A 13,151-nucleotide genomic window follows, 5' to 3' on the forward strand; every position below is an offset into this window, starting at 1 on the left:
TTCACGACTCCTCAGAAACAGCGGCGGCAGAGGCGGAAGTCGGGGTGGAGACGGCGATCGGCCCTGCTTCTGAGGAGTTCTGCCCATCGAACTCGCGGATCAGCTCGAGGTACACGTCCTCGAGCGTCGGTCGGACGATCTCCAGATCCCGGGGCTCGCCGCCGTCGCGATGAAGCGCGGCGACGAGCGCGCCGGGCGCTGTCGTGCGCTCTTCGCGGGTCACGCCGTCGGCGTCGGTCCACCGCACGAGGGGAACGCGCGACTCCGCGCCGCCGAGCTCGTCGATCGCACCGATGGCTGCGATCGTCCCTCCGGCGATCACGGCCGCGCGGTCGCCCAGCTGCGCCGCCTCGTCGAGGTAGTGCGTCGTGAGCAGAATGCTGCTTCCCTCGGCCTTGAGGGAGCGGATCAGCTGCCAGAACTGCCGCCGTGCCTCCGGGTCGAATCCGGTCGTCGGCTCATCGAGGAACAGCAGTTCCGGACGGCCGATGATCCCGAGCGCGACGTCGAGGCGCCGTTGCTGACCGCCCGAGAGCCGCGCGGCACGCGTGCGCTGCTTCTGTTCCAGACCCACCGCGGCGATGACCTCATCGACATCACGCGGGCGAGGGTAGTAGCCGGCGAATTCGCGCAGCAGTTCACGGACCGTGAAGGAGCCCGCCTCGCCGGTGGACTGCAGCACGATCCCCAGCCGCGCCTTCCATTCCAGACCGCCGTGCTGAGGATCGACGCCGAGAACACGCACGTCACCGGACGACCGGTGGCGGTATCCCTCCAGTATCTCGATCGTGGTCGACTTGCCCGCTCCGTTCGGTCCCAGCAGGGCGAGGGTCTCGCCTTCACGGATGTCGAAGCTGATGCCGTCGACCGCGGTGAAGCCGCCGTATTCCTTGCGGAGGTCGCGCACCGTGATCACGCTGTCTGTCATGCATCCAGCCTGGCCCGACCAGGCGCGCACCGGTAGTGGTCGCCCGGCGGATCGTTCCCTCCACCGATCGGTGGAGGGAACGCGAAAGGGGCGGGCACGGATGATCCGTGGCCGCCCCCTTCGTGAGTCCGGGACTCAGCGCTTGCTGCTCTTCTCCGTCTCGACCACGTCGATCGTGATCTTCTCGAGCGGGCTGTCGTCGTCGATGATCTCGTCGTCGAGCACCTCGTCACCGAGGAACTCCTCGGCGGGGGCGTCGTCCTCGTCCTCGACCGGCTCGGCGATGAGGGCAGGGGTCGACGCGGTGGACTGCTCGTCCGAGAACACGCCGTCGGGGCGGATCAACTCGCGCACCTCCGCCATGAAGCTCGTCAGCTGCTGCTGCTGCCAACGGAGCTGACGCGTGCGGTCTTCCGCGTCGCGCAGCACGGCAGACGTGTGATTCGTCACGGAGTCGACGATCTTCTGCGACTTCACGCGGGCACGGTCCAGGGTCTCGCGGGCGCGCACCTGGGCGTCGGCTTCGATGGACTGGGACTGCGAGCGCATCAGTCGTTCGTAGTCCTCCGCCTTGGCCGAGATGCGCTGCGCATGCTCGAGGGACGAGGCGACCTGCTCGTTCGCGTCGTTCGTGATGCGCTCGGCATGAGCCACGGCCTGGTTGTGCAGCACGAGGAACTCCTGCTGTGCGTCGTCCTGGCGACGGGTGAGGGTCTCCTCGAACTCCAGCACGCGCGCGTTCATCTCGCGCACCTCGCGCTCGGCGTCGGCGCGCAGCTGGGTGGTCTCGCGGGTGACGAGCGACCGCAGTGCGGCGGCACCCTTCTCCGCCTCCGTGCGGATGGCGGTGGCCTCCTGGGACGCCTGGTTCACCTTCTCGGCCGCATGGCTCGCCTCGCGGTCCAGGCGTGCCTCGTGCGCCGTGTACTCGGTGTCCATCTTCAGACGCACCTGGTCGGCGTCGCGCTGCGCCTGCGAGGTGATCCGTTCGGCGTCGGCGTCGGCCTCGGCGCGCTGCGCGGCGACTTCCTCGCGGGCGGCGGCCATCAGGCGGTCGGCCTGCACGGCGGCGTTCTGGATCAGGACGTTCGCCTGCTCCTCGGCGACGCGCAGGATCGCTTCGAACTGCTGGCGCGACGGCGCCTCCTGGCCCTCGGCCTTGGGCGCGTCCACCAGCTCGGACGTGAGAGTGGCGATCTGCTGCTCGGCCTCGCTGGCCTGCGCCTTGGCGGCGATGAGCTCGCTCTCGACGGCTTCGCGTGAGGCCCGCTCCTCTTCACGGATGGACTCGATGCTGGTGGTGTGACGCTCGTCGGCGTCGGCGAGGTCCGCGGTGACCTGCTGGAGCTTGGTGCGCAGCGACGCGAGTGCGGCGTCGACCTCGGCCTTGTCGTAGCCACGGAAGCCCACGGTGAACGTGGACGGGTCCTGCGGGTTCGTCTCGATCAGCTGATCGAAGAAGTCAGGCGAGCGCTGACCGTCGCGGTCGGCGGTTCCGGAGGATTCGCTCATGGCGGTTCAAGCCTTTCTGGCGGGGCCGGGAGGTGACGAGCAGGCGCCGATCCGCAGAGCGGAGCGACGGAGTCACGCGGGCCGAAGTATGTCGTGAAGGGACTGGTGCCACGACAGCGACCTGCCGGAAGCCGGGCCGAGCGGTGGCGCGCTAACAGCATAGTTGCGTCCGCTGAGAGATGCGCCCTCAGTTTTCGCGGTCTGCAGTCGCTGCGCGGGCCGAAGGAGAGGGGGTCGGTGCGCCTCTGGGTGGGGCGCTGTTCCGCCGTCAGGGAATGTTGATCAGGTGATCGAGCACCAGTTCGCCGGTGGCGTTGAGCGCACGCATCATCTCGGCGATCAGTTTCGCGTCGATCGGCGGCTGCTCCGCGTCGTCGAATCCGAACTGCAGAGGGATCGCGGGGTGGATCCACACGGTGGCACGCAGGTCGGGGCCGTTGCCCACCGGCCGCCACGTCATCATGAAGCTCTCCTGGCGGCGCAGCTTGGTGGAGATGACGATCTTGAGGTGCGCGAGCGTCGTGTCCTCGATGAGGATCGGATCCGAGGTGCCGTCGTACCGGAGTCTTCCCATAATGAGAACCGTACGCCCATCCGCAGGAGTCCCCTGCATCGGAATCGCTCGCGACGCAATCCCCTTCTGCAACGGGATGCATCGGCTTAGCGTCGCGACATGGACGACATGGACGAGAAGGATGAGACGAAGGAGACGCCGACGATGGTTCGCACCCAGGTCGCGGTCAACGAAGTCGGATTCTTCCTGGCTCAAGGCCAGGACGTCCCCGACCTGAAACGGCGTATCGAGTTCGCGGCGCAGGCGGGTGGTCGTTTCGTGGACTTCATCGTGGTCGGGAACCGTTCGGTGAGCGTTCTGATCTCCGCCTCGAGCCACATCGTGATCTCCGTGGAGACCGTGGAGTTCGACGTTCGCGACAACGGCGATGACACCGTCCCGCTCAGCGGTGTGTTCGACATGCTCTGACGAGCGCCCACCGGAGCGCTCCTGTATGGGTGGAGGGGGAGTGCCCTCGCGGCGGTGGCGCAGACGCGCTGGTACGGTGACGGCGGAGGACATTGCGTCCCTGGGGCCAGCCGAGCAAGAGAGAACTCGACATGAAGCGAACGTCACGGTCGCGGCTCGTCCGCATCGCGATGGCGACCGTGTTGGCGGTGTTGCTCGGCACGATCGCACCCTCCGTGATCTCCTCGGGTGCCGCGTCTGCGGCTACAGACGGCCAGATGGTCTACCCCGCTTCGGGGAACATCCAGTCCAAGGTCGGTGACGGCTGCCGGGGGAACTACCGCGCGCACGACGGTATCGACATCTCGGGCCAGGGCGGGACCCCGATCCTGGCCGCCTATGACGGTGTCATCAAACTGCGAGCGTCGAACGGCGGCTACGGCTTCTACACCGATGTCGAGCATCCGGGTGGATACGTGACCCGATACGGGCACATGGCCGCACAGGGGATGTACGCCCCCGGCACCAGGGTCGTCCGTGGGCAGCAGATCGGTGTGGTCGGCGACACCGGCAGCCCTGGCGCGTACCACCTGCACTTCGAGGTCTGGCGCAACGGCTCGATCTACAGCCAGATCAACCAGGGCTTCACCTGCCTCTCGAACATCACCCGCGGGAACCCGCTCCCGCTGGTGTTCCCGGGACTCGCCACCCAGAACGTCGCCGTTCCGCTGACGGACTTCGATGCCGACGGCCGCGCGGACCTTCTGGGTATCGCCGCCGACGGTGATCTTCATCACATCAAGGGTGACGGCAAGGGGCGTTTCCAGCAGGGAACCACGATCACCTCGGCATGGGGAGCCCACAAGCACCTCTCGTTCGCCGACTTCAACGGGGACGGACGAACCGACATGCTCGTGGCGCGGCCGGACGGGCCGCTCGAGTTCTACGGCGGAAGCCGCACCGGCGGCTTCGACGACTTCCGCGTCATCGGCTCCGGATGGTACAACCTGCTCCATGTGACGTCCGGGGCGGACTACACGGGCGATGGGAAGGACGACATCATCGCCGTGGCGCCGACGGGCGCGTTGCTCATCTATCCCGGCAACGGGAAAGCCGGATTCGCGTCGTCCGCGATCACCGCGGGCAGCGGGTGGCTCGACTTCCGGTTCGTCGTCGGGGGCGATTTCAACGGCGACGGCGCCGGCGATCTCATGGCCGTCGACGGCAGCGGGTATCTCCGTTTCTACCCCGGGCAGTACAACAGGTTCGGCGCCGCACGCGTGATCAGCGGCGGCTGGGGAACCCATCGAGCGCTCACGGGCGGCAGCGACTACACAGGCGACGGCAAGGCCGATCTGGTGGTCGTCACCACATCCGGCGAGATGCTCGTCTACCCCGGGAACGGCGCGGGCGGCTTCGGCGCCGCCATATCGTCCGGTACCGGGTGGGGCGGGTACACCCAGATCGAGTAGCGGTGTTCGGGTGGGCGGAGTCAGCCCAGGACCGCCATGATCAGCACGAGCACCGGAAGACAGCCGAGCGTGGTGACGAAGACGGTGTCGCGGGAGATCGGTTCTCCCACTCCGTAGCGCTGGGAGTAGTTGAAGACGTTCTGCGCGGTGGGGAGTGCCGCCAACACGGTCACGATCAGCACCTCGGACGATGACAGACCGAACACCACGTCGGCGACGAACCAGGCGATCGCGGGCATGATCGCGAGCTTCAGTCCGCTCGCGAGGATCACATCTCTGCGGTGACCACGTGCGCCGAGCACGCGCTGGCCGTGCAACGACATGCCGTAGCTGATCAGCAGCACCGGCACGGCCGCGTCCGCGATCAGTTGCGCCGGATCCATCACGATCGCCGGGAGGGCGATTCCGCTGAGCGAGACGATCGTGCCGAGCAGAGCTCCCAGGATGATCGGATTGGTCGCCGTCCGACGCAGTGTGCGCGCGAGCGAGACGCGTTCGCTCGTGACGGCATCCAGGATCGTGAGCGAGATCGGAGTGAAGATCAGCAGCTGCATCAGGATGACGGGCGCGGGAAACGCCGCGCTGCCGAGCAGATACAGCGAGAGGGGAAGGCCGATGTTGTTGGAGTTGACCTGTCCGGCGGACAGCGCACCGATCACGGTCTCGCCGATCGGGCGGTGCCAGACGAACCGCGCGATGAGGACGTAGACGGCGATCACGGCGATGGCGGCGATCGCCGACACCGGCAGGAGCGAGGAGAAGAGCATCTTCGCGTCCGCGTGAGCGAGCACGGAGAACAGCAGGAACGGCGAGAGCACGAAGAAGATGAGTCGTCCCAGCACGTGCCGCGCGTGCGGGCCGAGCAGGTCGATGCGGGCGATCACGTATCCGATGACGATCGCGACAGCCACCACGGCGAATCCGGTGAGCGTGTCGAGCATCTCCTGAGCGTATCGAGCGATCAGCGGACGCAGGGAGCGCGGGCGGCGCGGATGACGGCGGATGACCGAAGAGGGGACAGCGGTGCTCCCTCGCGCTTCTCTACGATGAAGTCATGACCTCAGCTCGGAAGGCCCGCTCTCTCGCCGTCGCCCTCGCCCTGTTCGCCGGGGTGACGCTCGCGGGATGCGCGGCATCGCCCGAGAGCACGGGGGAGTTCCCGACCGACGCGCCGGAACAGAGCGCGACCGCGACACCGACTCCGGAGCAGACGGTGGCGCCCGCCGAGCCGACGGAGTCCGCGTCGGCATTCACCCCGAGCGCGCTGGCGCAGATCTGCATCGACGCCACCGTGTCGGCCTTCGATCCGGATGTCGAGTTCGACGCATCCGGTGTGCGCGTGGAGCCGCGGACCGTCACCCCTGAGTGGCTGGTCCTGGTTCCCGCCGTGACCATGGGGTACAGCGGCGAGGCGCAGTGCACGATCGGCGGCTCGCCGACGGATCCGGATGTCGACATGGCGGCAGCCTCGATCGAGCGTCTCCCGGAGGAGCAGATCCAGCGGCTCATCCGCGGAGAGAACGAGGGCAACGGGTAAGGGGCGTCGCCGGGGGAGTGCGCCTGCTCGACCCTGGCGATGAGTTCACCGCTGATGCCGGTGGACTCGGCGATCTCGAGCAATCCCGGGGCCGTGCTCAGTCCTGCGCGAAGATCTCGGGGTGCGTGCTGATGAGCTCGGCCTGCTCCGCCCAGGAGAGGCCCGCGATGCTCAGCACCACGCGCACCACCGTCGAGTCGGCGTCGGTCGTCGTCAGCCGCAGCTCGCGCAGCGTGGCCCGGGCGGTCTCCTCGATGAGGAAGGCGAGCAGCTCGGCCGGCATGTCTGCCCGAAACGCTCCCGAGTCCACTCCGACTCTCGTCAGATCACGGATGCGGCGGCGCAGCGGCGCGAGGGCGAGCACGGTGTCGGCCAGATGCGCGTCGTCGAGAGCGATGTTGGCCGAGGCGCGCACGGCGGAGGCCTCGCGCCACAGACGCGTCGCCATCCGCGCCAGGGTCACCCGCGGGTCGGATTCGTCGGTCGTCTCGGCGATGGCGTTGAACCGCTGCGCACCGACGGCGATCACCTCGCGCAGCAGGCTGTCGCGGTCGGCGAAATGACCGTAGACGGACCGACGCGTGAGGCCGGCGGCCTGTGCGATCACGTCGAGCGACGCCGTGGGGTTGGTCGCGAGCACCGACTGCGCCGCGCGCAGCAGGGCCTCGCGGTTGGCCAGGGCATCGCGTCGACGCGGCGGGTTCGGTGCTGTGGTCACTTCGGGGTCCTTTCGCGGGGCGGCGCGGGGTTCAGGACATCAGTCTGGTCGACGCGAGTGCCTCGACCAGTGTGCGGTTGTACGTCATCAGCGGGCGCCGCAGCACGAGGCCGAGGAGCAGCGCGGGAACGATGAACAGTGCGAGTGCGCCCAGCGCCCACCAGAAGTCGGCCTGGTAGACGCCGGCGATCGCCGACCTCACCATGTTCACCGCATAGGTGGCGGGAAGGAAGGGACTGATGCTCTGGAACCAGTCGGGCAGCAGCTGCAGCGGGTATGCGCCGCCCGACCCGGAGATCTGGATCACCAGGAGCAGCACCGAGAGCGCCTTGCCGGCGTTGCCGAACGCGACCACCGCGGTGTAGACGATGAGCGTGAACACGGTCGAGATCCCCCACCCGGCCAGGATCAGCAGGAGCGGGTGCGCGGGTTCGATCTGCACGAAGAGGATCAGCCCGAGGGTCAGCAGCGTGCTCTGCGCGAGCCCGACCAGCCCGAAGATGCCGTAGCGGCCGAGGTACTTCTGCGTCGGAGTGAGCTCGGGGCGATCGGGGAGCGTCTCGGCGTTCACATCGACACGGATCGTCACGGTCATCAGAAGAGCGCCCACCCACAGGGCAAGGATCATGTACAGCGGTGCCATGGCGGCACCGAACCCGGCCACGGGGAAGACAGCGGTGTGGTCGAGGCGCACGGGCTCGGCGAGCGATGTGGCGAGCACGCCGGGGTCGGCGCCGATCAGCTCGCTGAGATCACCGGTGTCAGCGGCCTTCGCCATCGACTGCTGGACGGCGTCGAACCTGTCGGCCATCGTGTTCAGCGATGCCGACAACTGCGTCGTCGCCTCCTGCGCGCGAGACAGCGTCGACAGCACGGAATCGGATGCTCCGGACAGGCCCGACGTGATGCCGGACAGGTCGGAGCGGATTGCCGACACATCGGATCCGATCTGCGAGAGCGTCGACGAGAGGGAGTTCAGCTGCGCTTTCAGCCCGGTGTCATAGGTGGTCCGCGCATCCGCGATCGCCTTCTTGGCCGCGGCGATCGCGGCCGTGATCTCCTGATGGGAGCTCTGCGCCGAGTCGTTGCCGGCCGCGATCTCGGTCGCCGCTTTCTGCAGTCGCTCCTGCAGCGCCTGCTGCCGCGCGATCGCCTCGTCGAGCCGGCTGATCACGGCGTCGAGATCGGGCTGCGCGGAGTCGGGAATGTTCGGTCCGACCTGCGTCTCCAGCGTGTTCTTCACCGCGGCGTACTGATCGGCCTGCTGTTGCACGCGCTCCGCGAGAGTGGTGATCGCCTGCACCTGGCTGCCGCTGAGCGAGTCGGCCCCCGCGTACAGCTCATCGATGCGGCGACCCACGGCGTCGTAGCTGCTCGATGTCGCCGCGAGGGCATCCGCCAGGGATTGCGCTGCCGTCTGCAGGGTCGACTTCAGCGTGTTCGCCGCGTCCACGCCGCTGCCCAGTGCGCCCGAGGTGTCCTGGAATGCGTCACCGGCCGTGCCGACCAGGGCCGAGGCGCTGTCGAGCAGCGGCCGGCTCGTCTCGAGCAGAGCCGTGAACGTGTCGGCCGTGTGCGCGCCGGAGCGCAGCTGGTCGCCCACACTCCCGAGGCGCGCCTCGACGCGGGTGAGCGCCGCCTGCGTGTCTTCATCGGTGAGGTAGTCCGACATCGACGAGACGAGACCGAGAGCGACGTCGCCGAGCGTCTGGGCGAACGTGTCGCTGATCGCGGATGACACCCCTTCGGCACCCTGTCCGGTGATCTTCGGCGCCAGCGCGTTCTTCTTCTCGTTCGTGTAGAGCGCGATGTGCGTGCGGTCGCCGCCGTCGGCGTAGAACGTCAGCATGTCGGCGCTGAACGTCTCGGGAAGCACGATGGCCGCGTAGTACTCGCCGGACTTCGTCCCGTCGATCGCGTCGTGCTCATCGGTGATGACCCAGTCGAGCTGGTCATTCCCGCGGAGTTGGGAGAGCACCTGTTCGCCGACGTTCACGCGGATCGGGACGAGATCGCTCTCGTACCCGGCATCCGTGCTGGCGACGGCGATCTTCAAGTCCTTCGTGTTCGCGAACGGGTCCCAGCTGGCGATGACGTTGAACCAGGTGAACAGCGACGGGATGACGACGAGTCCGAAGAGGACGATGCACGCCATCACGTTCTGGGTCGCGTGACGCACGTCGCGGCGCGTCAGGTGCAGCATGTCCTTCACGCGCGGTCCTCCCCGTCTTCTGTGCGTTCGTCGTCTGTCCGGTGGTCTTCCTCTGTCCGTTCGTCGGCTTCCGGGGCCGGCGGCTCTTCGGGAGTCTCGGCGGCGCCCGCGTCCTCGGTGAGCGCAGATCCTGCCGGCTCTCCATCCGGTTCGGCGCCCGGTTCCGAGTCGGTGTCCGGCCGCGGTTCCGGGTCGAACCACTCGGTGAGCAGGGCGTCTGCGTCGGCGCCGGAGGCCGGGGCATCCGGCACGTCCGGCAGGTCCTCCGTGATCACGGCGACCGGGGTGCGCGGGGACGTGGCGAAGGACGCGTCCGCCATGGCGGGTATGACCGCGTCACGGCCGGCGGGCCCGGCGAGGGCGAGCTGACGCAGCTCGAGGTCGTCGAGCGCGGCGACCTCCGCGCCGTTCTCGAAGCTGTGCTTGATGTACTCGATGGCCACCAGGAATCCGATGACGAGCAGGATCCAGAGCGTCCACAGGCCCAGCAGCTGCGCTTTCGCTCCCGGGAGCGACCAGGCGATGACCCCGATCACGACGAGCCCCGCGACCCCCGTGAGCACCGTCGCCTTCAGAAGGGTCGGGTAGCGGCGCGTGAACGGCTCGGCGCGTCGAGCGAGGTCGTCGCGGTACTCGCCGCGGCTCGACAGCGCCCGGATCACGTCGGTGAGCCGGTACCCGCTGCCGACGACCTGCACCTTCTCGCCGATCAGGAGGTCGGTCGAGAGCACCTGGCGGTTGAAGAGAAGGCTGAAGTTCGCGAGACGGCGGCGCAGGACGAGTCCGAGAAGGAATGCGAGCGCGACGAAGACGGCGAGCGCGCCCAGGTAGCGCCAGTAGTGGCCGTCGTAGAACCCCCCGATCGTCTCCCGCATCGCATCGATGCCGTAGGAGAAGGGGAGGAGCGGATAGATCGCGCGGAAGAATCCGGGCATCAGCTCGATCGGGTACAGACCGGACGCGCCGGGGATCTGCATGATCACCAGCAGGATGCACAGGCCGCGGCCGACGTGGCCGAACGCGACGCAGAGGGCGTAGATGATGCTCACGTAGGCGAGGGCGATGAGCACGCCGGTACCGACGAAGGCGAGCGCGCTGACGGTCTGCACGCCGATGATGAGGTTCCCGACGCAGACGATCAGAGCCTGGCCCACGGCGAGCGTCGCGAAGAGGAAGAAGCGGCCGAAGTAGGCCTGGCGCACGGTGACGTCCTCGACGCCCTCGGTGTCGACCTCGACCCGGAAGATCACCATGAGCACGAAGGCGCCGATCCACAGCGACAGATTCGTGAAGAGCGCGGCCATCGCCGACCCGTAGGTGTCGACCGGGAACACCAGGTGCTCGTCGACCTCGACGGGGGAGGAGATGAACTGCGCGATCTGCTCGGGTTCCAGATCGGTCAGGGTGCCGAGCAGGCCCCATTCGGATGCGGCGTTGAGCGCGATGACGTCGGTGCGCGACGTCTGCAGACCCTGTTCGATGCCGGCGAGGTCGGCGTCGAAGCTCTCCAGCGCCGCCGAGGTGGACACGAGTTGCGAGTCCAGCCCGGCCAGAAGCTCATCGGCCTGCGCCAGTACGCCCTGCTGCGCATCCAGCGCCGCCGAGAGCGAGCCGACGCTCGCGGACAGCTGCGACATGGCGCTGTTCAGTGAGGGGACGGTGCGGGTGAGGATGTCGCGCATGGCCGACGAGGCATCCCTGGTGTCCTGCATCGCCTGGTCGACCGCGTCGGCCGTCGCCTGAACGGAATCCACGGTGTCGGAGGCCTCGACCTTGAGGCTCTTCAGATCCGCGAGCAGCTGCTGGTCGGTGGCGTTGCGCTGCTGCAGCGAGGAGATGACTTCGGTCACACGCTGCTTCGTGTCGTCGCTGAGGTCGGTGTTGTCGAGAAGCGTCTGCAACCGGGCGACCGCCGTCTCGTTCGCCTTCAGCACGTTTGCGACGTCGTCGATCCCGGCGTCGATGCGCACGCCCGCCTGTTCGAGGCTCTGGGTGAGACGGGTGATCGAGACGTTCGCCTTCGAGGAGGCATCGGCGAGCAGAGTCGTGCCCTGGAGGAAGGCCGTGGTGGCGCTGTCGGTGAAGGCGATCACCTGCTTCTGCGTCTCGGCGATGATCGACTGCGTCTGGGCAAGCGACTTCTGCACGTCGCCGAGTGTCCGGTCGACGTCGCCGAGCGTGTTCCGTGCGGACGAGAGCGTGCTGCGGGAGGAGGCGAGCCCATCCTGCGTCTCGGAGAGGTTCTCGCGCGCCGAGGCCAGTGTCTGCGCCGCCTGGTCGAAGGCGTTGAGCGTGTTGTCCCTGGCGTTCAGCAGCCGCAGCTCTGTGGAATCGCCGACGTCTTTGAGGGCGTTCGTCGCCGCGAGGGCCACCTGCTCCTTGAAGGCGCTCGTGACCTGCCTGTCGAGCTCGGAGGCACCGACGTCGGTGATCTTCGGCGCGATCGCTCCGGCCTTCTCGTTGACGTAGTACTCCAGCGCCGGCTGAGTGAAGTCGCCGCTGGTGATGCTGAGCAGGTCGTGGCTGAACTGCGCGGGGATGACGATGGCGGCGTAGACGTCGCCCGTCTTCACCGCCTCCTGGGCCTCGTCCTCGCCCATGAAGGTCCAACCGAGCTGGTCGTTGTCCTCGAGCTGCGCGGTCACCTGCTCGCCGATGTCGATGTGACCGGTGAGGTCGGACGTGGCGCCCTCGTCGAGATCGACGACCGCGACGCGGATGTTCGCGGTGTTCGCGTACGGGTCCCAGAACGCGTTGATGTTGAACCACGCGTACAGAGCGGGGGTGATGAGCACCCCGATGATGATGATCCAGGCCTTGGGTACACGGGAGAGTCGTTCGACGTCGCGCTTGTAGACCCACCAGCTCTGTTTCACAACACGAGTTTACACAGTACGTGCACACCAGCGTGCAAGTTAGCTGAATGCCGGCAGCGGCGGCGATCGCCCGAAGGGTGGAGCCGTGCTATTCGAAGACCGGGCTGAGGAACCGGCGCTCGTAGCGGCGGATGCACTGCGTCCTGCGTGCGAACTCGAACGCCTCGACGCATTCGGGGTCCGTGCGCGAGGCTGTCCGATAGACCTCGTAGGCGGCGAGGGAGGGGAACGTGAACAGCGCGAACGCCTCGTCACTGTCGCCTTCACTCGGCAGGAAGTAGCCGTGGTGTGTTCCGCCGTGCTTCTCGACGAGGCGGATCCATGCCCGGCCGTACTCGGTGAAGTCGTCCAGCTTGTCCGGGTCGATCTCATAGCGCAGGTGAACGGTGATCATGCGGACGATCCTCGCAGATGCAAACCGGCCGTCTCGGCTGTCGACACGCGCCCGGGCAAAGCAAAACCCCCGCCATGTAGAAGCTAGGCGAGGGTTTCTGGGATCACTGTAATGATGATCCGTGTGGCTCCGACGGGCGTCGATCCCGTGACCTCACGATTTTCAGTCGTGCGCTCTACCAACTGAGCTACAGAGCCGTGCGACCGGCGAACCTGTCGCGTCCTAGACGAAGGGCTCTCTCCGAAGAAAGAGCCCGTCGAGCGGAGCGACCCTGACGGGACTTGAACCCGCGACCTCCGCCGTGACAGGGCGGCACGCTAACCAACTGCGCTACAGGGCCATACTTGTTTTCAATTGTATCGGACGAGTGACCCCAACGGGATTCGAACCCGTGCTACCGCCGTGAAAGGGCGGCGTCCTAGGCCGCTAAACGATGGGGCCGAGTCAGTCCCGGGGGACTTCCTTGCCGACGCTCAAGCATAAGGGATGTCTGAGGCAAATCGCGAATCGAGGGCGCGGCGCCTTCCGCCCGGGCGTGTTC

Annotated in this window: 11 protein-coding genes and 3 tRNA genes; 3 read left to right on the forward strand and 11 right to left on the reverse strand. The window is 67.4% G+C overall.

What is annotated here, in order from left to right:
* Position 1 precedes the first annotated feature (1 nt).
* The 3 genes from FB560_RS19410 to FB560_RS19420 all read right to left on the reverse strand — a co-directional run bounded on the left by FB560_RS19410 (position 2) and on the right by FB560_RS19420 (position 3,014).
* Positions 2 to 928 carry an ABC transporter ATP-binding protein gene (locus FB560_RS19410; protein WP_141874348.1) on the reverse strand — a complete coding sequence of 309 codons (927 nt, stop codon included), beginning with the start codon at positions 926 to 928 and terminating at the stop codon, positions 2 to 4.
* Between the two features lie 135 nt (positions 929 to 1,063).
* Positions 1,064 to 2,440, reverse strand: a complete 1,377-nt coding sequence (locus tag FB560_RS19415; RefSeq protein WP_141874349.1) for a DivIVA domain-containing protein — start codon at positions 2,438 to 2,440, stop codon at positions 1,064 to 1,066.
* 268 nt (positions 2,441 to 2,708) lie between these two features.
* The gene (locus FB560_RS19420) at positions 2,709 to 3,014 is read right to left on the reverse strand and encodes a DUF7882 family protein (protein ID WP_141874350.1); all 306 of its coding nucleotides are present in this window, start codon (positions 3,012 to 3,014) and stop codon (positions 2,709 to 2,711) included.
* Positions 3,015 to 3,113: 99 nt separating this feature from the next.
* Here FB560_RS19420 and FB560_RS19425 point away from each other — a divergent pair, with 99 nt between their 5' ends.
* The gene (locus tag FB560_RS19425; RefSeq protein ID WP_229673015.1) at positions 3,114 to 3,422 is read left to right on the forward strand and encodes a hypothetical protein; all 309 of its coding nucleotides are present in this window, start codon (positions 3,114 to 3,116) and stop codon (positions 3,420 to 3,422) included.
* A 131-nt stretch (positions 3,423 to 3,553) separates the two neighbouring features.
* On the forward strand, positions 3,554 to 4,873 hold the full coding sequence (locus tag FB560_RS19430; protein ID WP_141874351.1) for an FG-GAP-like repeat-containing protein: 1,320 nt from the start codon (positions 3,554 to 3,556) through the stop codon (positions 4,871 to 4,873).
* A 20-nt stretch (positions 4,874 to 4,893) separates the two neighbouring features.
* On the opposite strand, the gene FB560_RS19435 is transcribed toward FB560_RS19430, so the two are convergent.
* The gene (locus FB560_RS19435; protein ID WP_141874352.1) at positions 4,894 to 5,814 is read right to left on the reverse strand and encodes an AEC family transporter; all 921 of its coding nucleotides are present in this window, start codon (positions 5,812 to 5,814) and stop codon (positions 4,894 to 4,896) included.
* A 113-nt stretch (positions 5,815 to 5,927) separates the two neighbouring features.
* On the opposite strand from FB560_RS19435, the gene FB560_RS19440 reads away from it, so the two are divergent.
* Positions 5,928 to 6,410 carry a hypothetical protein gene (locus FB560_RS19440; protein ID WP_141874353.1) on the forward strand — a complete coding sequence of 161 codons (483 nt, stop codon included), beginning with the start codon at positions 5,928 to 5,930 and terminating at the stop codon, positions 6,408 to 6,410.
* A gap of 97 nt (positions 6,411 to 6,507) precedes the next feature.
* On the opposite strand, the gene FB560_RS19445 is transcribed toward FB560_RS19440, so the two are convergent.
* The 7 genes from FB560_RS19445 to FB560_RS19475 form a co-directional block, all read right to left on the reverse strand.
* A complete protein-coding gene (locus tag FB560_RS19445; protein ID WP_141874354.1) occupies positions 6,508 to 7,128 on the reverse strand; it encodes a TetR/AcrR family transcriptional regulator in 621 nt (206 codons plus the stop codon).
* Between the two features lie 31 nt (positions 7,129 to 7,159).
* Complete coding sequence (locus FB560_RS19450; RefSeq protein WP_229673073.1) at positions 7,160 to 9,331, reverse strand: YhgE/Pip domain-containing protein; 2,172 nt, start codon at positions 9,329 to 9,331, stop codon at positions 7,160 to 7,162.
* A gap of 5 nt (positions 9,332 to 9,336) precedes the next feature.
* On the reverse strand, positions 9,337 to 12,216 hold the full coding sequence (locus tag FB560_RS19455) for a YhgE/Pip domain-containing protein (RefSeq protein ID WP_141874356.1): 2,880 nt from the start codon (positions 12,214 to 12,216) through the stop codon (positions 9,337 to 9,339).
* An 88-nt stretch (positions 12,217 to 12,304) separates the two neighbouring features.
* Positions 12,305 to 12,610 (reverse strand): NIPSNAP family protein, encoded by a 306-nt coding sequence (locus FB560_RS19460; RefSeq protein WP_141874357.1) that lies wholly within the window; start codon positions 12,608 to 12,610, stop codon positions 12,305 to 12,307.
* 124 nt (positions 12,611 to 12,734) lie between these two features.
* Positions 12,735 to 12,807: transfer RNA gene (locus FB560_RS19465), tRNA-Phe, on the reverse strand.
* Between the two features lie 69 nt (positions 12,808 to 12,876).
* A tRNA-Asp gene (locus tag FB560_RS19470) sits at positions 12,877 to 12,950 on the reverse strand.
* Positions 12,951 to 12,978: 28 nt separating this feature from the next.
* Positions 12,979 to 13,051: transfer RNA gene (locus tag FB560_RS19475), tRNA-Glu, on the reverse strand.
* Positions 13,052 to 13,151: the final 100 nt, after the last annotated feature.

The sequence above is a fragment of the Microbacterium saperdae genome (assembly GCF_006716345.1).
GTDB classification, from domain to species: domain Bacteria; phylum Actinomycetota; class Actinomycetes; order Actinomycetales; family Microbacteriaceae; genus Microbacterium; species Microbacterium saperdae.